Raw genomic sequence first — 18,924 nt, 5'->3', positions numbered from 1 at the left:
GCTACAGCCATCGTTATCTGGCGTTATCTAGCGTTATCTATCGTTGGTTATTCCAGAACGTTATTTTTGGCTGTTATTTCATGGTGTTATCTCAGGACGTTGTATCAGGACGTTGTATCAGGACGTTGTATCAGGATGGATACAGACTGTCGTGCAATGAACCGGAACCAGCCTGTGTGCGACCTTGCTGTTGACGCCAGTGTGTCAGCTGGCGCAGTAGCTGTTTGCCATCCAGGTTCGAACGGTCGTTTTCCGGTGCATACAAGCTGGCGTCCAGTTGCTGCAAGCTGCGAACCAGCTCAGGGTCACCAGCCCGGCTGGCCAGCTGATCGATACGGCTGATACCACTGCTCGCCATCTCTGTTGCCAGCCAGTTCAGTAGCGCGGCGCGTATTTCTCCCATGGTTCCCTGATTACACGCCCGTGTTAGCGTTGCCCAGCTGGCGGACGGCGTTTTATCCCTGTTAACCGTTTGGTTGGCCTGTGTGGTTGGTTGTGGCAAGCGGAATTTCCACCAGTACAGCAACAACAGATGACTGCACAGCAGTAATAGCGCCACTACCCAGCCAATAATGCCGATGGTAGTCATACCCTGGGTAGTGGCAGCACCGGCCATTGTGGTGCCCGGGTTGGTATTGCTGAGAGTGGTGTTGTTAAGAGTCGTGTTGGTTGCACTGCTCTGGGATGGGGGCTGGTTGGCTGTCATTCCACTGGGTGCACTTGGACTGGTCTGGGCCGGGTTTGCTGATACCGTCACGGTACGCGCAGGCAGTGTGGCGTATTCCAGTTGATTGGTATGAGTGTTCCACCATGGCAAACGCATCTCCGGCAGGACGACGGTCCCTGCTGCTGTTGGCACCATGGCAATGGCTTGCTGGAACTGGCCACTGAGGCCGTGCTCCCCGGGGGTATCCTGATACTCTGACTGATCCGGGTACTGCTTCATGCCAGCCGGTTGGGGTAAATCGGGTAATACCACCTGGCTGGCCGACATGCCTTCGGTGCGGATAATCAACGTCCGGGTAATGGGCTCGCCAACTTGCCATTGGGTCGGGTCGGCACTGAACTGCTCCGTCAGGCTGAGCTGTTGGGCGGGTAGCCAGGGAGCAGCCGGATAGTTGGCCGGAATCGGCGAAATCTCCAGCTCCAGTGGCCGGGTCACGGCCGAAATCATGGTGCGCTGACGGTCCCAGGGGTCGTTGCCGTTTTGCACAATTCCCAGAGCCTGAAAACGTTGCCCGGGAATCACCAGGGTGCCCGCTTTTTCTGGATAAATCACATAACGCCGTTCGTAGACGCCGACCCGTTCACCATTAATCATGCTGGTGTAATGTTTCGGGTCTCCCAGCATCTCGACCCGAGCATCTTCTACCTGCAATTCACTGAGATTGGCATCGCGGTGATTAACGCGGTAATAAAGCTTTTCGGTGTAGAGGATTTGGCCCTGGACATAATATTCAGGTTGCTGGTCCAGCTGGATATCGAAAAATGCCTGCTGGCTGGCCTGTTCGCGCACGCTGTCGGACAGCGGCTTGACCGTAATGGTCAGAGGTTGACTGCGTTCACCTTTAAACTCAATCGCCGGAATGGTCAGGGCACCGGTACGTTTGGGCATCAGGGTCAGGGTCCATTCGGTGCGAGAGCTGCTTTCGCCATTGACCGAGCGCATGCTGTTCATGCGGTTGGGCCCTTGCACAATCTCAAAGTCTTGCCGGATGGCGCTCAGGTCGGGGGAACCAAAGAGTATTTGCGGATCGTGGGTCAGGGTCAGTTGCAGGGTTTCCTGTTCCGACAGCTGGCTGCGATCGACACTGGCGGTAAAGCTGTCGGCCAGCAGGCGCGGGCTGATCAGGAGCAGGGCTAGCAGTAGCCATAGCGAGTGCAGTGAACGAGCCGTGCCCCTTTGGTGGGCAGGGGTGGCTTTAGCTTGGGCTTGGGCGACAACGGGGCGGGCCATCAGCCGGAATTCTCGCTGATTTACCATAAAACATCCTCTGGCGGCTGATCTTTGGATTGCTGGGAATACTGATATAAAAACTTGCGTTGCAGCAGCTGGCCGGGCTGGTCGGGCACCCGGTTAAGCCATTGGCGCAGGCTGGCTTGTTCTTCTGGGCTCAAGTGTTCGAGGCTATCGCTGGGAATATCCCCAAGCGCGCGCTGTGGTGCCTGGTTGTTGGCTGGTGTGTCGTTGTTAGCCTGGTCTTTGTTGGTCTGGTCGTCGCTGGTCTGGTCGTCGGCGTCTTCTGGTGATGATTCCTGAGACGGCTGCTGATCCTGGCCGGGTTGCTGATCTGACTGGCCATCGTTATCGGCGTCAGACGGCGATTGCTCGCTGGGTTGTTCGCTGGATTGCTGTGGCTCGGAAGACGGCTCACCGGACTGATCGGCATTCTTTGAGGACGAGTCCGAGGACGGTTGATCCTGACCATTCTGGCCCTGCTGGTTTTGCTGGTCTTGTTGTTGTCCCTGATTATCCTGATCTTGCTGCTGATCCTGACTTTTCTGATCTTGCTGGTCCTGCTGCTGTTTCAGTGCCTGTGCAACTATCTCCCGGTTCTTGCGGGCATCTTCCATATCGGGCTGCTGTTGCAGGGCATTGTCGTAGGCCGCCAAGGCATCCTCGTAGCGACCCTGTTGCGCCAGTGCGTTGCCCAGATTGTAGTGGCCGGTGGCACTGGGGTCGTTGGCAAAAGCGTCGACCGCTGCCTGATAGTCACCGGCTCGATAGGCGGCGGTACCACGCCAGGCCGGGTCTTCAAACTTGCTGGCCGCGGCGGCCGGGTCGGTGTCCAGTAAGCGGGCACCCTGTTGGTCCGGTGTTGACCACCAGTCTTGCCAGCGACTGCCAGTGTTGGCGCTGCTGTCGGTGGTTGTTTCCGCATAGCCGGGTGGAGATGATAACAACCCGAGCGGCAAGAGTAAGACCAGGCACCAGCTGCTTAATACTCCTCGGCGAAATCCGGCCAGCGCCAGAGGCAATATGATCAGTAGCAACCAAAAGCCCTCATCCAGCCAGCGGTCGAAGGATGGCTGACTCTGACTGTGGTTCAGACTGTTGTTCTGGTCTGAGTGTTTCGCTTCAGGCTTGGTATGGGAATCCGGGGTTGCCGCTGCTGGTGTAACGGCTTGCCAGTCGTCGTCAAGCAAGCTGATGGCGTGCCAGGGAATACCCAGCTGTTGCTGTAATGCATCCAGTGGTCGGGTATCCAGACCCGGCAATACAATACTGCCGTTGCTGTCTTGTAAAAAGCCGCCGGAGGGCAGGGGAATCGGTGCCCCTTGAGGGCTGCCAAGGCTGATCACCCCAAGGTGGAAATGCCTTTGATCCAGCACCTGCTGGATGCGGTCAACGTCTCTGGGCTGGATACCGTCGGTAATCAGCAGCAGGTCGGCCCGCTGGTAACCACTGTCTTGCACCAGTTGTTGTGCCAGCTCGATGGCGCGGTCCGGGCGGCTGCCCGGGCTGGGCATGATAAAAGGTGACAGCGCTGGAAGCAGGTTGGCAATGGTGCCGCTGTCGTTGGTGACCGGGGTGACGGTATGGGCGTCACCGGCGTAGGTGATCAGGGCGGTTTGTCCGTCCCGGCGGCTGTTGAGAATATCGGTGATTTTCTGCAACGCCCGTTCAGCCCGTGACGGCTTGATATCCTGGGCGGCCATGGAATACGACATATCCAGCAGAATCACCAGTATGTGTTGGTTCTTGTATACGGGCTGGGGCAGTTTCTCCCAGCTTGGCCCGGCCATGGCCAGAGTGGCCAGTAACCATCCCAGTGCCAGCCAGATCAGTCCGGGGCGGCGTCCCTGGGCCGGTTGCTGCTCCACCATATAGTCCAGCAGCTGTGGGTCCATCAGGGTTTGCCACTGGCCGGATTGCAGTTGGCGGCGATGGTTTTGCCACAGTAACAGGGCTGCTGGTAGCAGCAACCAAAGCCATTCAGGGCGCAGAAAATGAAAACTGGTCATCAGGTTAGAATCCATCACAACGGCTATTTACCTCGTGAACCGGCATGGCGCAGCCGCTGCTGCAGCGCGATAAAATCAACGCTGCGTGCCAGCGCCAGTAACAGCGATAACACCAGCGCCAGTCCTAGCGGCTGGTCGTACAGGCTGCGTTGTGGCCGGAATATTTCCGGGTCTTTTTCGGTTGGTTCCAGTTGGTCGATCAGCCCGTAAATCTGGTTCAGCTCGTCGATATTACGGGCACGAAAGAAGGTCCCGCCGGTTTGTCGGGCGATCTCGGTCAGAGTGGGCTCATCCAGATCGCGGGACGGGTTGACCCGACGATTACCAAACAGGCCGGGTACCACCATGGAGTCGGCCCCCAGGGCAATGGTGTAGATCCGTACCTGGTTGTCAGCGGCCAGGGCAGCGGCACGTAATGGTTCGATTTCGCCGGCGGTATTGGCCCCATCGGTCAGCAACACCATTACCCGGCTGTCGGCGGGATGACTGAGCAGGCGTTTGATGCCAAGACCAATGGCATCACCAATCGCGGTTTGCTCACCGGCGAGGCCAATCTGGGCTTCCAACAGATACTGGCGTACGGTCTGGCGGTCAAAGGTCAGTGGCGTCTGGATGTAGGCGTTGGAACCAAACAGAATCAGACCCAGCCGGTCGCCCTGACGCTGATCGATAAACTGCTCCACGACGTTTTTAACGGCGCTCAGGCGATCAACCTGCTGACCATTAATCACCATGTCTTCACGTTGCATGCTGCCGGAAATATCGACGGCCAATAACAGGTCTCGACCGCTGGTGGGCAGGGCAACAGCATCACCCAGTTGATAAGGTCGCGCCAGGGCCGTTACCAGCAAACACCAGATCAGACTGATACTCGCCAGAACCAGCCAGTCACTGGTGTGGCGCTGTTGATCGTTGCTGTGTTGGCCAGTCCAGTCATCCAGCTGGCTGACGCGCAGGGCAGCCTGTTCCGGCTTGATGGCCGGGAGCAGGAAGCGGATCAGTAATGGCAGCGGCAACAGTACAAAGGCCCAGGGCCAGTACCATTCCAGTGAAGCCAGGGCATCAAGTGAAAACCAGTTCATCCGCGTGACTCCTGTTGCCGGGGGATGGGACGAGTGGTAGTGGTCGTGGCGGTCGTTTCCTGAATCGTTTGCGGCGCTGTTTCTGGGGCTGCTTCCGGGGCTGTAGCGTTGGCCAGCCAGTGAGTCAGGTGCTGGAATAAGGTGTCCAGTTGTTCGTCACGAATATCAGTGAGCGGCGCGTAATGCCCGTGCTGTAGCAAGTGGCTGTCGCTGCTGTCGAAAAGAGATTCCGCCTGGCGACCTTGTAAAAAAGTGAGCCAGGCCGCGCCATGTAACGTCATTGCCTCTGGGGCGTAATGCCGACACCAGAGTTTCAGTGTGGTTTGCAGGTCGGTAATATAACGCCCGGCCTGTTGATGCTGGTGCCAGTCGGCTCTGGCCTGTTGCAGCCGGGCCTGCAAAGCTTGCTGGATGGCCCGCTGTTTTTGCCGCTGCCGGTACGGTCGCCATAATTGCTGGTAGCCGACGTAGCAAGCCACCGCGACGGCGACCAGTACAACCAGTCCCAGCAGCCACCATCCCGGTGCGGGCCAGCTTGACACTGGATCGGGCAAGTGAATATCGGCCAGTGGCAGTGAGGGCGCCGGACTGGCCAGTGGATTGGTTGCGGCTGGTGGGGTAGGGCTGGTTGCCATGGTTAACCTCCTGTGACCCTGGTTAAACCCAATCCGGCCAGCAGGCTCGGTAACGGCTCGTCGGCGGTTGACAGGGTCAACAAGGGCATCTGCAGCCGCAGCATATGTTGCTGCAATTGCTGTTGCTGCTGCTCAAAGCGTTGCTGGTGGCTGTGCTGCTGGCGTTGTGAGGAGCTGTTAATCAGGTCACGGCGCTGGCCATTGGTCAGCGTCAGCCAGCCGCTGGCTGGCAAACGGGCTTCGAGTGGATCATAAATCTGGATCGCCGTCAGGTCGCAATGGCGACTGAGGGTGAACAGCTGTGCTTCGGCATCGGCATTCATGCCGTGCCAGTCACTGATAAAGTAGATACTGCTGCCGGGCTTGGCGATACGGCGTAAATGCAGGCACATATCGGTGATTCGTTGCTGGGGTGACGCCGGGGCTGAAGCTGGAACATGACTGCCCGGTGGCCGGGTGTCGTACAGGGTCGCCAGACTGTTGATAATGTGCAGTTGCTGACGCCGACCTGGCTTGGGCCGCAGATCGAGTTCGTCGTTATCATTAAACAGCAGGGCACCAAGGCGACTGCCTTCTGCAATGGCAGCCCAGCCCAGCAGGGCCGTCAGATCGGCAGCTAACAACTGTTTCAGCGTGCGGCGACTGCCAAAATTCATGCTGGCACGCAAGTCGGTGACCAGCAGGACCGGCCGTTCTTTTTCTTCCTGATAGACCTTGATATGTGGGCTACCCGTCCGGGCCGTGACGCGCCAGTCCATCGCCCGAATATCATCACCGGGCAGATACTGGCGGTTTTCGGCGTAGTCGAGGCCACGTCCTTTAACCCGTGATACATGATTACCTGCCCGACTGCTGAGTATCCGTTGCTGTTTTTTTAACGGGATATGGCGAGCCAGCTGGCTGAGACGAATCAGCTGGGCAGGGTTGAGCTGACTGCCGTGATGAAACAGGCTCAGGGTCGGGTCGTTGGAATAGCGCATGAGAGTCTGCCTGTCAGAGCACGGGAACCAGGGACAGCAGCGTATCGATCACCTGATCGGTCGTTTTGCCGCTGGCTTCAGCTTCAAAGCTCAGTATCAGGCGATGATGCAGAACATCGTGGGCGACTGCCTGGACATCATCCGGGCTGACGTAATCGCGGCCCTGTAACCAGGCGTGACTGCGGGCGCAGCGTTCAAGAGCGATGGTGCCACGGGGACTGGCGCCGTACTCAATCCAGTTGGCCAGCTCGGCGTTGTAACGGTCGGGGTTCCGGCTGGCCATCACCAGTTGCACAATATATTGCTCAACGGCTTCGCTCATATGTAACGACAACACTGCCTGGCGGGCGCTGAGAATATCTTGCTGGCTCAAGGCTGGCAGAGCGTCGGTTGGGTTATCCATGGCTTCGCCGCGGGCCAGCCGCAGGATTTTCAGCTCGGCGTCGGCATCCGGGTAATCGATCCGGACATGCATGATAAAACGGTCGAGCTGGGCTTCGGGCAGTGGGTAGGTGCCCTCTTGCTCAATCGGGTTCTGGGTGGCCATTACCAAAAACAGCGCCGGTAACGGCCGGGTGACACCGGCAACGGTTACTTGCCGTTCGGCCATGGCTTCGAGCAAGGCGCTTTGCACCTTGGCTGGTGCGCGGTTGATTTCGTCGGCCAGAATCAGGTTATGGAAAATCGGCCCGGGCTGAAACTCAAAATTATGGTGCTCGGGGCGGTAAATTTCGGTGCCGGTAATATCACCGGGCAACAAGTCCGGAGTGAACTGGATACGTTTGAAATCGCCTTCCATGTTTTGCGCCAGGGCATTGATGGCCTTGGTTTTGGCCAGCCCCGGAGCACCTTCCACTAACAGATGTCCATCACTGAGCAGAGCAATCAGCAAACGGTCAACCAGATGAGGCTGGCCAATAATCTGGCGCTGCAAAGTGGTACGAAGACGTTGAAATCCTTCTTGCTGGGTCATGGAATATTCCTGTCATATTACGATTCAAAGCAATCAGAGCGGCCATGGATGACTGGCGAGAGTCGATGACGCTGTCGCTCAGATGGGGGCAGATGCAGTAAGTTCAAGCGCAGTGCAAGAATCACTGCGGCGATCGGATGGTTAGTAGCACGGATATCACGCAACTAATTGTCAGCAATGTTACTCTGAAACAAACATGACGACCGAATTGGATAGTTCCCATGCTGACTGCCTTGCACAACACGATTATGGACCGCAATACACCCACCCAGGCCGCGGTATTAAGCCGTTTTGCCGATATTTATTACGCTAACGCACCGGTCGACGAATGGCTTGTGCGTCCGATTGCCGATGTGTACGGGGCGACCCTGTCGAGTTGGCATTTTATTCAGCAGCGGCAAGCCAATGAAGTCAAGGTACGGGTATTTAACCCGGATCATGAGAATCACGGCTGGCAGTCGTTACACACTGTGGTGGAAGTGGTGTGTCAGGACATGCCGTTTCTGGTGGATTCCGTGCGGATGCAATTGAACGCCCATCAGATGTCGCTGCATACCATCCAGTACTGTGTGCTGCATGCCACGCGGGATCACGATGGCCATCTGAATACCGAATCCGACTGGAGCCAGCCGGGTCAGGGCAAGGTAGCTGAAGCCATTATTTATATTGAGTTTGACCATCACTCCGACAAGGCCGTGCTGCAACACCTGACCGAATCGCTGCATTCGGTGCTGGAAGAAGTTCGCTGTTGCGTCGACAGCTTTGCTGCCATTACCCAGCGGCTTCACGTCGTGAGCGACCACCTGGCCAGTGTTCAGGTGGAGGGTGCCGAAGAGGGGCTGGCCTTTCTGCAATGGCTGGAAAAAGGCCACTTTACCTTTCTGGCTTCGGATGAATTCCATTTTGAACAGAAAGGCGACGACCGCTTTGTGGTGCGCGACAGTGAACAGGGGTTGGGCTCTTTCCTGTTTCGCAACAAGACCGACCGGACGCGGCTGAAGCTGCACGACCTGTCGGACGAAATTCAGGAATTTATTACCGGCCGTTGCCCGGTCAGTTTTATGAAATCCGGCGTTCGCAGTCGTGTTCATCGTCCGGTATACCCTGATTATGTGGTGGTTAAACGTTATAACGACGATGGTGAGGTCATTGGCGGCGTGCGTTTTATGGGGCTGTATACCTCCATGGTGTATATCGAAAGCCCGAACAATATCCCTATCGTTCGTAACAAGTTGGCACAAGTACGGGCGCAGGCGGGATTTGACGCCGGCAGTCACAGCGGCAAAGAGCTGGATCGTATTCTGGAAGTGTACCCTCGTGATGAGTTGTTCCAGTCATCGGCGGAACAGCTGTACAAGACCGCCATCAGTATTCTGAATATCCAGGAACGGCGCCAGACCCGGGTTTACTTGCGTCGTGACACCTACAGCAAGTTTGTTTCCTGCCTGGTGTATGTGCCGCGGGACATTTACAACACCGAACTGCGGCAACGGATCGAAGGGGTGTTGCAGGCCGAATTCGAGCCGCAAGATATTGAATCAACAACCTATTTTTCTGAGTCGGTACTGGCGCGGGCGCAGTACACCTTGCGGCTTGACCCGGAGCGCGACAACAGCTTTGACGATGCCCGGGTATCACGCAAAATCCGTCAGGTGGTGCGCTCGTGGCCGGATGATTTGCACGATGCGCTGATTGAACAGGTGGGAGAAGAGCTGGGCAATCGCCAGTATCACACCTACCGCACCGCCTTCCCGGCCGGTTATCGGGAAAGTTTTGGCGCCCGTACGGCGGTGGCCGATATCCAGCATATGGAATCCTTGCTGAAACAGCAGCCTGGCCAGCTGTCGATGAGTTTTTACCGTCAGCTGGAAGAAAATGGCGACCACTTGCGTTTCAAACTGTTTCATCGTGGTTCGATTCTGCCGCTGTCGGATGTGATTCCGGTACTGGAAAACCTGGGGTTGCGGGTACTGGGTGAACACCCGTACGAGATAGTTTGCCAGAATGGCGAAGTCGTCTGGATTCACAACTTTTTGCTGCAATATACCCTGGCCGACAGCATCAGTATTACCGATGTCAAAAACCTGTTTCAGGATTCGTTCCGTGCTACCTGGGAAGGTCGCTCCGAGAACGACGCCTTTAACCGGCTGGTATTGGGTGCCCAGATGGACTGGAAAGATATTGCCTTGTTGCGGGCCTACGCCCGTTATATGAAGCAGATTCGTTTTGGCATATCGGAATCCTATATTGCCGAAACCCTGTGTCGTTATATCCCGCTCAGCACCTTGTTGGTGAAACTGTTTCATAGCCGTTTTGGTCTGGATCAGGACGGTGCCGAACAGCGGGAGACCGATACCGGCAGAATTGAACAGCAAATACTCGACAGTCTGGATGACGTGCGCCAGCTTAATGAAGATCGCACCATTCGTCGTTACTGTGAGCTGATCAAGGCCACCTTGCGCACCAACTTTTTCCAACTGGATGACGACGGCCAGACCAAGCCCTATATCGCCCTGAAAATGAACCCGGACTTGATCGGTGATATGCCGTTGCCGAAGCCGATGTTCGAGATTTTTGTTTACTCACCCGTGGTAGAAGGGGTGCACCTGCGTGGCGGCAAAGTGGCTCGTGGCGGCTTGCGCTGGTCTGATCGTATTGATGATTTCCGTACCGAAGTGCTGGGACTGGTCAAGGCGCAACAGGTCAAGAATGCCGTGATTGTACCGGTCGGAGCCAAAGGGGGTTTTGTTGCCAAGCAGCTGCCCAAGGACGGTGGCCGTGACGCCGTTATGGCAGAAGGTATCCGCTGTTACAAGATTTTTGTCAGTGCACTGCTGGATGTCACCGACAACCTGGTTGAGGGTCAACCCTGCTCACCGGAAGGGGTTGTGTGCCACGATGGTAATGACCCTTACCTGGTGGTGGCGGCCGACAAGGGGACCGCAACATTTTCGGATATCGCCAACGAGATCGCCGTCAGTCGCGGCTTCTGGATGGGAGATGCCTTTGCCTCTGGTGGCTCGATTGGTTATGACCACAAGAAAATGGGCATCACCGCCCGGGGTGCCTGGGTGTCAGTACAGCGGCATTTTCGCGAACGTGGCCATAACGTGCAAGAGCAGGATGTGACGGTCGTTGGTATTGGGGATATGGCCGGGGATGTATTTGGCAACGGTATGTTGCAATCGGAGCATATTTGCCTGGTGGCGGCGTTTAACCATATGCATGTTTTTATCGACCCGACGCCGGATGCGAAAGCCAGCTTTGCAGAACGCAAGCGTCTGTTTGAATTACCACGATCTTCCTGGGCGGACTACAACAGCCAGCTGATTTCAAAAGGCGGCGGTGTCTTTTTGCGTTCCGCCAAAAGTATTGCCATATCCTTGCCGATGAAACAGCGCTTTGGCATTACCCAGGATCGTATGGCGCCCAATGATTTGATTCGGGTCTTGCTCAAGGCTCCGGTGGATCTGCTGTGGAATGGTGGCATTGGTACCTATATCAAAGCCAGTAGCGAACGCCATTCCGAAGTCGGCGACAAGGCCAATGACAGCCTGCGTATCGACGGCAAAGAAGTACGCGCCAAGGTCATTGGGGAAGGGGGCAACCTGGGAGTAACCCAACTGGGGAGGATTGAATTTGCCGAACAGGGGGGAGCCAGCTATACCGACTTTATCGATAACGCTGGTGGAGTGGACTGCTCCGACCACGAAGTGAATATCAAGATCATGCTGAACGAGGTGCTCGATAACGGCGACCTCACCCGCAAGCAGCGTAATGCCATTTTTATGGAGTTGACCGACGATGTCGCCGAGCTGGTGCTGGCGAACAATTACCGTCAGACCCAGGCTATTTCGCTGGCCTACAAGGACTGCATGACCCGGCTGGACGAATACAGCCGTCTGATGAAAGCCTACGAAAGCCAGGGCAAACTCAACCGGGCGCTGGAATTTTTGCCCGATGACGACCAGCTTAACGAGCGCAAGAACTCCGGCTCTGGCCTGACCTTGCCCGAGTTGTCGGTACTGATTTCCTATACCAAGGCCGATCTGAAAGAACAGCTGAACTGCCCGGACATTTACGCCGACCCTTATGTGGCCGAGATTCTGACCACGGCGTTTCCACAGGCGCTGGACAAACGTTTTGGCGAGCAGTTAGGACGACATCGCCTGCACCAGGAAATCATCGCCACCCAGCTGGCCAACGATATGGTCAACTATATGGGTATCACCTTTATGCACCGGCTGCATAAATCTACCGGTGCCAGCATTGCCGATATTGCCCGTGCTTACGTTGCCGCCCGGGATATTTTTGCGCTGGAAAAACACTGGTTGCAGATCAACGAACTGGATTATCAAATCGGTACTGATATCCAGGAAGACATGATGGCGGAATTAATGCGGCTGGTACGTCGTGCGACCCGCTGGTTCTTGCGAAATCGTCGCTCGACCATTGATATTGCCAACGAAGTGGCCGCTTTTGGGCCAGCGGTAGAAGATATTGCTGACAATCTGGGAGATATATTGCGGGGTTCATCCCTGGAGCGCTGGCAACGCAGCTATCAGGCCCGGGTTGACCGGGGTGTCCCCCAGAGTCTGGCCAGCTACACGGTAGGTGCCATCAATCTGTACTCAGCCCTCGGCATTATTGAAGCCGCCACCGAAACCGACCGCACCTTTGCGGAAGTGGCGGCGGCGTACTTCGATATTGGTGAACACTTGTCACTCAACTGGGTCGGGCAACAAATCAACACCCTGCCGACCAACAGCCATTGGGAAGCTCTGGCCAGAGAAAGCCTGCGCGATGATCTGGACTGGCAACAGCGCTCACTGACGATTGCCATTCTGGCCAGTAAAACCGCTGACGAAACCCTGATGGAGGCGTTACAACGTTGGCAAGGTGAGCAGGCTCTGATGTTTGGTCGCTGGCAAGGTATGCTGGCGGAATTACAAAGCGCTGATGTGGTGGAATTTGCCATGTTGACCGTGGCTCTGCGGGAATTACTGGATTTGGCGGAGGTCAGTCGTATCCAGTATGGTGATCGTACGGATAATGAGTCAGCCAGGGTTGTGTCCGGGGATAAGTTATCCGGAGACGAAAGTACGGTTAACAATACCGGTGCATAAGGGCATAACATAAAAAGTCGACGCTGATAAGTGATTCAGGCAGCCAGGTATGGTTGTCTGAATCCGCGGATAATCTGTATCTGATGGACAAACAGTCGCCTCAAACCTGGCCATCTCCTGCGCCTGGAGCGTGGTATAACCAGTGAGAAAATATGAATAACAAAACCATCCTGTTTGATATTAACGAAACCGTATTGGACCTGAGTGCCCTGAAACCCGGCTTTACCGAGGTCTTTGGCCACGAGAGTGCCTTGCCGTTATGGTTTTCGTTACTGCTGCACTCCTCAAACGTGTGTATCGCCACCAAAGTCAGCACCAACTTTGCTGAATTATCCGCCGCGATGCTGGACTCTGTGGCTGTGCGTTATGGCATTACCCTGACCGATGACCTGCGGGCCAAACTATTGGCCGGTTTCGCCAGCCTGCGTCCTCATGCGGATATAAAACCGGCACTGGCAACACTGCGGAGCCATGGTTTTCGCACCGTGGCCTTTTCCAATTCTTCATTAACCCTGATAGCCAATCAGATAAAAAACGCCGGTCTGGAAAGCTGTTTTGATGAGATTATATCGGTAGAAGAAACGGGCAGTTTCAAACCGGACCCGGCGGTATATCACTTTGCAGCGCAAAAACTGGCCGAACCCATCGCGTCCTTGCGACTGGTCGCTACCCACGACTGGGACACCCATGGAGCCTTGTCGGCAGGTATGCAAGCCGCCTATATCGACCGCTCCGGCATTCCTTATCATCCGTTTTATCGTCGCCCGGATATTGACGCCAGTAGCATGGACCAGATTGTTGCGGCCATTCTGCAGCACTCGCAAGGTCAGTAGTCAGCGGTCGCTAACAAACAGCGCAGAGGGCCGCATATTGCGGCTTCTGGCTGGACGCCTGGCTACTGTCTCGCTATTTTGATGATGGCAAGTGATATCAACAGTATTGGCAAATGATGGCGTTATTTGTTCAACTGCGTACTGGTCTTGTCCATTTTTTGTATTCAATACACGACACGAGGTTGTATGAACGCGGTTATCGATTTACTCAAGTCCCATCGTTCCATTCGTAAATTTACCGATCAGCCCATCAGTGATGAATTATTGCAGACGCTGGTCGAAGCAGGCCAGGCCGCCGCGACCTCCAATCACGTACAGGCCTATGCCATTGTGCGGGTAGTGGATCGCGCCAATCGTGAGCAGCTGGTGACGTTATCGGGTGGCCAGCCCTATGTGGCCAGCTGTGCTGAGTTTCTGGTGTTTTGCGCCGATATGAAACGGGCGTTCGGAGCGGCAGAGCGAGCCGGGGCCGAAGTCGTCACCGGTATGACAGAACAGTTACTGGTTGCCACAACGGATGCAGCATTGATTGCCCAGAATCTGGTGGTAGCGGCTGAGTCTGAAGGATTGGGTATCTGTTATATCGGTGGTTTGCGTAATAACCCGGCCGAAGTGAGCGAGCTATTGAAATTGCCGGCGCATGTCTACCCGGTGTTTGGTGTGTGTTTGGGGTATCCGGCCCAGAATCCGGAAGTCAAACCCCGTTTACCACTGGCGAGTATCCTGAAGCAGGATTATTACGATGACAGCCAGGATGAAGCCCAGATAGCTGAATTTGATGCGGCGATGGAAGCCTATTATCAGCAGCGCACCGGTAATAAGAAAATCACCAACTGGTCGGAGCAATTACGGCCGATGTTCAGCCAGAAACTACGGCCCCATATGAAAGATTTTTTGTTCTCCAAAGGCTTTGAAATGAAATAATCACGGCTCATCAGCAAACGCTGCTTGGGTTGTATGCTGTGAGGTCGCTCTGATCGCAGTGGCGGCCTCCAGAGGTTGGCCGTTATTGTTTGTTGATAGTTATTGTTTGTTGATGCTGTTTGTTAATCAACTTTTGATCGCCTGAACCACGGAACGCCATATGTCGCGCAAGAAAACCACCCGCCACAAGGCCATTATTGACCAGCTGACGATCAACCCGTCAATGCGGGTCAGTGAGTTATCCGGCGCTCTGGGAGTAACCACCGAAACGATCCGGCGCGACCTGGAAGAACTGGCAGCGCAACAGCTGATCAGCCGTACCTATGGCGGTGCCTTGCTGCGCCAGCCGGCTGAACCCGCATTGTCGGAGCGACACAAGGCCAACGTTGAGGAGCGCGCTGTTATTGGCAAGGCCGCCGCGCCGTTATTAAAAGGTGCCAGCGTGCTGATGATGGGGTCGGGGGCTACCACGGTACAGGTAGCCAAACGGATCGCATTTGAGATGAACAATATCACCGTGATCACCCACTCATTTGGCGTTGCGACCGCCTTGTCACTGAATCCGACCATTGAAGTGATATTGGCGCCGGGGGTTTATCATGCCGGAGAAGGGGCCGTTCACGGTGCCCAGACGTTGAGATTCCTGCTCGATTATAATGTCGACTGGGCCATTCTCGGGGCCAGTGGCATTTCTCCGGCAGGGCCAACCGATGCCCTGATGGATGCTGCCGAAGTGTATGCCGGTATGTTGCGGCAGAGCAGCCGCCATATGATTGTGGCAGATCACTCCAAATTTGACCGTATGGCCACGGCGCGTTTTTCACAGTGGGCCGATATTGACGTACTGGTGACGGATATCGCCCCGCAAGGCCCGCTTGACCAGGCATTGGCCAGCGGTGGTGTTGATATCCAGCTGGCCAAACCAGTCCGGCGCTCGTAGCCGGTTGCCCGCTGTCAGTCGGTACTGAGAGCCAGTGCCAGGGCATCGACAAATTGCTGCGCTTCCGGGCGTGTCAGGCACAAGGGTGGGCGCACTTTCAGGGTCGAGGCATGTTTACCGGCGGCACCAATCAGTACACCGGCATCACGCATCCGGTTAATGATCTGGACGGTGTGCGTCGGGTCCGGCTGGCCGGGATGATCGACGCTGCCAATATCCACACCAATAAACAAACCACTGCCGCGAACATCCGTTATACGGTCGTGCCCGTTGGCCAGCTGGGTTAACTGCTGCTGCAACCAGTGTCCGGTATCCAGGGCATTATGTTGCAGCCCCTCCTGATCCAGCACATTTAATACCGCCAGTCCCGCCGCCGCCGCTACCGGGTTGCCACCAAAAGTGTTGAAGTAACCGGTGTCCTCACAGAAAGCTGCCAGATAATCCGGTCGAGTCGCCATGGCCGCCATCGGAAAGCCATTGCCCATCGGTTTGCCCATGGTAACCAGATCTGGCTGGACGCCATGGTAATCAAAGCCCCAGAAGGCAGCACCAAGGCGGCCAAAACCCGGCTGCACTTCATCGGCAATATACAAGCCCCCGGCCTGGTGGATAACCTCAACGGCGGCTTGTAAAAAACCGGCAGGTTGGGCAAACACACCATCCGAAGAAAAGATTGAATCAACCAGCAACGCCGCCGGTGGATGTCCACGCTGTGTCAGAGTCCGGATTGCATCACGTACGGCGTTGGCAAAACCGGTGGCAATGTCGTCGCCGTATGCTTGTGTTGAAGGCGGAGCAATCGCTATGACATGGTCGGGTAGCGATGCATGGCGAAAAGCCGACGGGGATACTTCCGTTACCAGAGCCGTATTGCCGTGATAAGCCGCTTCGGTCACGATAAAACCACTGCCGCCGCTGACCTTGCGGGCAACACGCATGGCGAGGTCATTGGCCTCGCTGCCCGAGCAAGTCATGACAACATTGGATAAATCACCGGGCAGCCTGGCCTTGAGGGCATCGAGGTAATCATCCACCGCGGCGACCAGATAGCGGGTGTTGGTATTCAGCCGTGAAAGCTGTTGGGTGACCGCCTCAAGCACCGCAGGGTGGCTATGGCCGACACTGGGCACATTGTTGTAAAAATCAAGATAACGGCGGCCATCAGCGGCCGTCATCCAGCACCCCTGGGCCGAGACCATTTCAATCGGCTGGCGGTAAAACAGTACCGAAGCCGCTCCCAGATTGTTCAAACGCCGATTAACACCGGGGTTGGCAGACGCCTGGCTGCTGTCAAAGGCATTCATATCGAGAATCGGGCGTACCGCAGAATCCGTCTGGCTCATTGGTTGGTCTCCTGTTGGTTCAGCCATTGCTGTGCCAGTTCGACGGTACCCTGGGTATAGGTTTCGTGTCCGGCAGCGGCAGCGGTCTCGGTTTCCGGGTGGCTGGCGATCCAGGCCGTCAGTAACAAACGACGAAACAGAATAAAATCCGGAATCATCTGGATATGTTCATCGGCTAACGGCTGTACGGAACAGTAGCCGCGCAGCCAGGCTTGTTGCAGCTCCGGTACCAGTGGTGAGGTTTCATAAAACGAGATGGCAGCAGCAAAGTCGTACATAAACCAGCTGAAGCCGCAGTCATCAAAGTCAATAACCGCCAGCTGCTTGTCATTAACCAGCAGATTGGCCAGCCGCAAATCGGCATGTACCAGCCCGAAGCGGTCGGGTGTTTCTCCATAGTTGGCCAGCCGTTGTTGCAAGCGCTGACACAGCCGCTCCAGCGTATCTTGACCTGCAGGCGTCAAGCCCGGCGCGGCGCGCCAGTCTCCCCAGAGCGGTTGTGCCCCAAAGGCACTGTCGAAATTCCAGGTTTTGCGCTGGAATGCAGGTGGTAATGTCCAGGCACTGGCTTGCTGGTGCAGACGGGCAGAGGTGGCTCCCAACAGTTCAAAACCGGGAATCAGGTTGGCATCGGCATCTGGCTCTGTGCCTGGCATAAAGGCAAAGGCAACGACGTAACGGGTCTGGCCCTGATCATCAAAGCTGGCGATAAAAGAGCCGTCATCCAGTGGTATCAGGGCTGGTGTCGTGACGACCTGATTATCTCTCAGGGTTTGAATCCAGTTCAGTTCGGAGGCAATTTCAGCGCGGGAGTGATAGTCCGGGCGGTGTACCCGAATCACCAACGGCTCTTTGCCTGGTTGCTCCAGCAGAAAGGTAGCGTTTTCCGACAAGGTGAGCAGGCGCACGCTGGCCTCTGCTCCGGCACCCCAGCGCGGCGCCAGTTGTAGTACGCCCTGTTGTAGCCGATTAACAAACTGATCGTCGTAAATACCTGTCATGGTGTGCTCTCTGATACGGGAAATGTCCAAGGTGTCGGGTTATTAGATCGACAAAATCTTTATCTTGCAAATTAAAATGTTGCAAGAGCAAAAGTATACCGAGATGATGTGCTGTATCAACTCACTGTAAATCGAGGGAAAATCATGTTCAGTTCCATCAAAGACAAAGTCGTGATCGTGACCGGTGGCTCCAAAGGTATCGGCAAGGGTATTGCGCAGATTTTTGCCCGTCAGGGGGCCAGGGTAATGATTGCTGCGCGGGGCGAGGAGGAAGCCCAGCGGACGGTTGCTGAAATCGAGGCAGAAGGCGGAATCGCTGCCTTCTGCCAGTGTGATGTAGCCGATTGGAAATCGGTACAGGAAATGGTGGCAGCCACCACGGATATATTTGGCAAGATTGATATATTGTGTGCCAATGCCGGTATATTCCCACAGACCAAACTGATCGATCTGGAGCCAGACGATTGGGACAAGGTAATGGACACCAACCTTAAAAGTACATTCCTGTGCGTAAAAGCCTGTATTCCATCCTTTGAAGCAGCGGGGAAAGGTCGGGTTATTGTGACGTCATCCATTACTGGCCCAATAACCGGTTATCCTGGCTGGTCACATTATGGTGCATCAAAAGCGGGTCAATTGGGTTTTCTGAAAACCGCAGCGATGGAACTGGCGCGTTACAACACGACGATGAATGCCGTTATGCCGGGCAATATTATGACGGAAGGATTGGCGGATCTGGGAGAAGAGTATTTGAACAGTATGGCATCATCCATTCCGCTTAAACGCCTGGGCGCGGTTGAAGATATTGGTAATGCCGCATTGTTTTTTGCCTCGGATGAAGCATCGTATATCACCGGCCAGCAAATTGTTGTGGATGGTGGGCAGATCTTGCCAGAAAGTCTGGATGCCATCGCTGAGATTTAAGTGTCGGGATTCAAGTGCTGTGATTTAAGGTTATTGGCAACAGCTCATAAGCTTAATACCGTCTGGAATAACAACAGACAACATAGACAACATAACAGGCTCAACAACCAGTACCAGACAAGTACCGGACAAGTACTAAAACAGACAATAGCAGCAGAGGATACAACATCTGCTGCTATTGTTGAGAGTAAAACACA

The 18,924-nt window shown here is 55.4% G+C and carries 13 protein-coding genes; 5 read left to right on the top strand and 8 right to left on the bottom strand.

From position 1 onward, the window contains the following. Positions 1 to 130: 130 nt before the first annotated feature. Genes Q4551_RS11685 through Q4551_RS11660 form a run of 6 tightly spaced genes read right to left on the bottom strand, consistent with a single transcriptional unit; the run spans position 131 to position 7,636 of the window. Positions 131 to 1,984: a BatD family protein gene (locus Q4551_RS11685; RefSeq protein WP_303434020.1), complete on the bottom strand. Its 1,854-nt coding sequence runs from the start codon at positions 1,982 to 1,984 to the stop codon at positions 131 to 133. Then, positions 1,978 to 3,966, bottom strand: coding sequence for a VWA domain-containing protein (locus Q4551_RS11680; protein ID WP_303434019.1), 1,989 nt, complete (start codon positions 3,964 to 3,966; stop codon positions 1,978 to 1,980). Before Q4551_RS11680 ends, Q4551_RS11685 begins: the two co-directional genes overlap by 7 nt. 23 nt (positions 3,967 to 3,989) lie before the next feature. Continuing rightward, positions 3,990 to 5,048: a VWA domain-containing protein gene (locus Q4551_RS11675; protein ID WP_303434018.1), complete on the bottom strand. Its 1,059-nt coding sequence runs from the start codon at positions 5,046 to 5,048 to the stop codon at positions 3,990 to 3,992. Next, positions 5,045 to 5,683 (bottom strand): DUF4381 domain-containing protein, encoded by a 639-nt coding sequence (locus Q4551_RS11670; protein ID WP_303434017.1) that lies wholly within the window; start codon positions 5,681 to 5,683, stop codon positions 5,045 to 5,047. Before Q4551_RS11670 ends, Q4551_RS11675 begins: the two co-directional genes overlap by 4 nt. Positions 5,684 to 5,685: 2 nt before the next feature. Then, positions 5,686 to 6,663, bottom strand: a complete 978-nt coding sequence (locus Q4551_RS11665; RefSeq protein WP_303434016.1) for a DUF58 domain-containing protein — start codon at positions 6,661 to 6,663, stop codon at positions 5,686 to 5,688. A gap of 13 nt (positions 6,664 to 6,676) precedes the next feature. Next, positions 6,677 to 7,636, bottom strand: a complete 960-nt coding sequence (locus Q4551_RS11660) for a MoxR family ATPase (RefSeq protein WP_303434015.1) — start codon at positions 7,634 to 7,636, stop codon at positions 6,677 to 6,679. Between the two features lie 221 nt (positions 7,637 to 7,857). Between Q4551_RS11660 and Q4551_RS11655 the strand changes: the two genes are divergently transcribed. From Q4551_RS11655 to Q4551_RS11640, 4 genes are all read left to right on the top strand, one after another. Beyond that, a complete protein-coding gene (locus Q4551_RS11655) occupies positions 7,858 to 12,762 on the top strand; it encodes an NAD-glutamate dehydrogenase (RefSeq protein WP_303434014.1) in 4,905 nt (1,634 codons plus the stop codon). 152 nt (positions 12,763 to 12,914) lie between these two features. Further along, positions 12,915 to 13,595 (top strand): haloacid dehalogenase type II, encoded by a 681-nt coding sequence (locus tag Q4551_RS11650; RefSeq protein ID WP_303434013.1) that lies wholly within the window; start codon positions 12,915 to 12,917, stop codon positions 13,593 to 13,595. Between the two features lie 186 nt (positions 13,596 to 13,781). After that, positions 13,782 to 14,519 carry an oxygen-insensitive NADPH nitroreductase gene (nfsA, locus tag Q4551_RS11645; protein ID WP_303434012.1) on the top strand — a complete coding sequence of 246 codons (738 nt, stop codon included), beginning with the start codon at positions 13,782 to 13,784 and terminating at the stop codon, positions 14,517 to 14,519. A gap of 160 nt (positions 14,520 to 14,679) precedes the next feature. Continuing rightward, the gene (locus Q4551_RS11640) at positions 14,680 to 15,459 is read left to right on the top strand and encodes a DeoR/GlpR family DNA-binding transcription regulator (RefSeq protein ID WP_303434011.1); all 780 of its coding nucleotides are present in this window, start codon (positions 14,680 to 14,682) and stop codon (positions 15,457 to 15,459) included. Positions 15,460 to 15,473: 14 nt separating this feature from the next. Here the strand turns inward: Q4551_RS11640 and Q4551_RS11635 are convergent, their stop codons facing one another. Both Q4551_RS11635 and Q4551_RS11630 read right to left on the bottom strand, forming a co-directional pair. Then, positions 15,474 to 16,802 (bottom strand): aspartate aminotransferase family protein, encoded by a 1,329-nt coding sequence (locus tag Q4551_RS11635; protein WP_303434010.1) that lies wholly within the window; start codon positions 16,800 to 16,802, stop codon positions 15,474 to 15,476. Beyond that, complete coding sequence (locus Q4551_RS11630; RefSeq protein ID WP_303434009.1) at positions 16,799 to 17,803, bottom strand: phosphotransferase enzyme family protein; 1,005 nt, start codon at positions 17,801 to 17,803, stop codon at positions 16,799 to 16,801. Before Q4551_RS11630 ends, Q4551_RS11635 begins: the two co-directional genes overlap by 4 nt. Before the next feature lie 144 nt (positions 17,804 to 17,947). Between Q4551_RS11630 and fabG the strand changes: the two genes are divergently transcribed. After that, positions 17,948 to 18,727 (top strand): 3-oxoacyl-ACP reductase FabG, encoded by a 780-nt coding sequence (fabG, locus tag Q4551_RS11625; RefSeq protein ID WP_303434008.1) that lies wholly within the window; start codon positions 17,948 to 17,950, stop codon positions 18,725 to 18,727. Positions 18,728 to 18,924: the final 197 nt, after the last annotated feature.

Origin of the sequence: Oceanobacter sp. 5_MG-2023 (assembly GCF_030548165.1) — a bacterium.
GTDB lineage: Bacteria > Pseudomonadota > Gammaproteobacteria > Pseudomonadales > Oceanobacteraceae > Oceanobacter.
The sequence above is the reverse complement of the archived record's forward strand: the minus strand, read 5'-3'. Positions and strand labels throughout refer to the sequence as shown.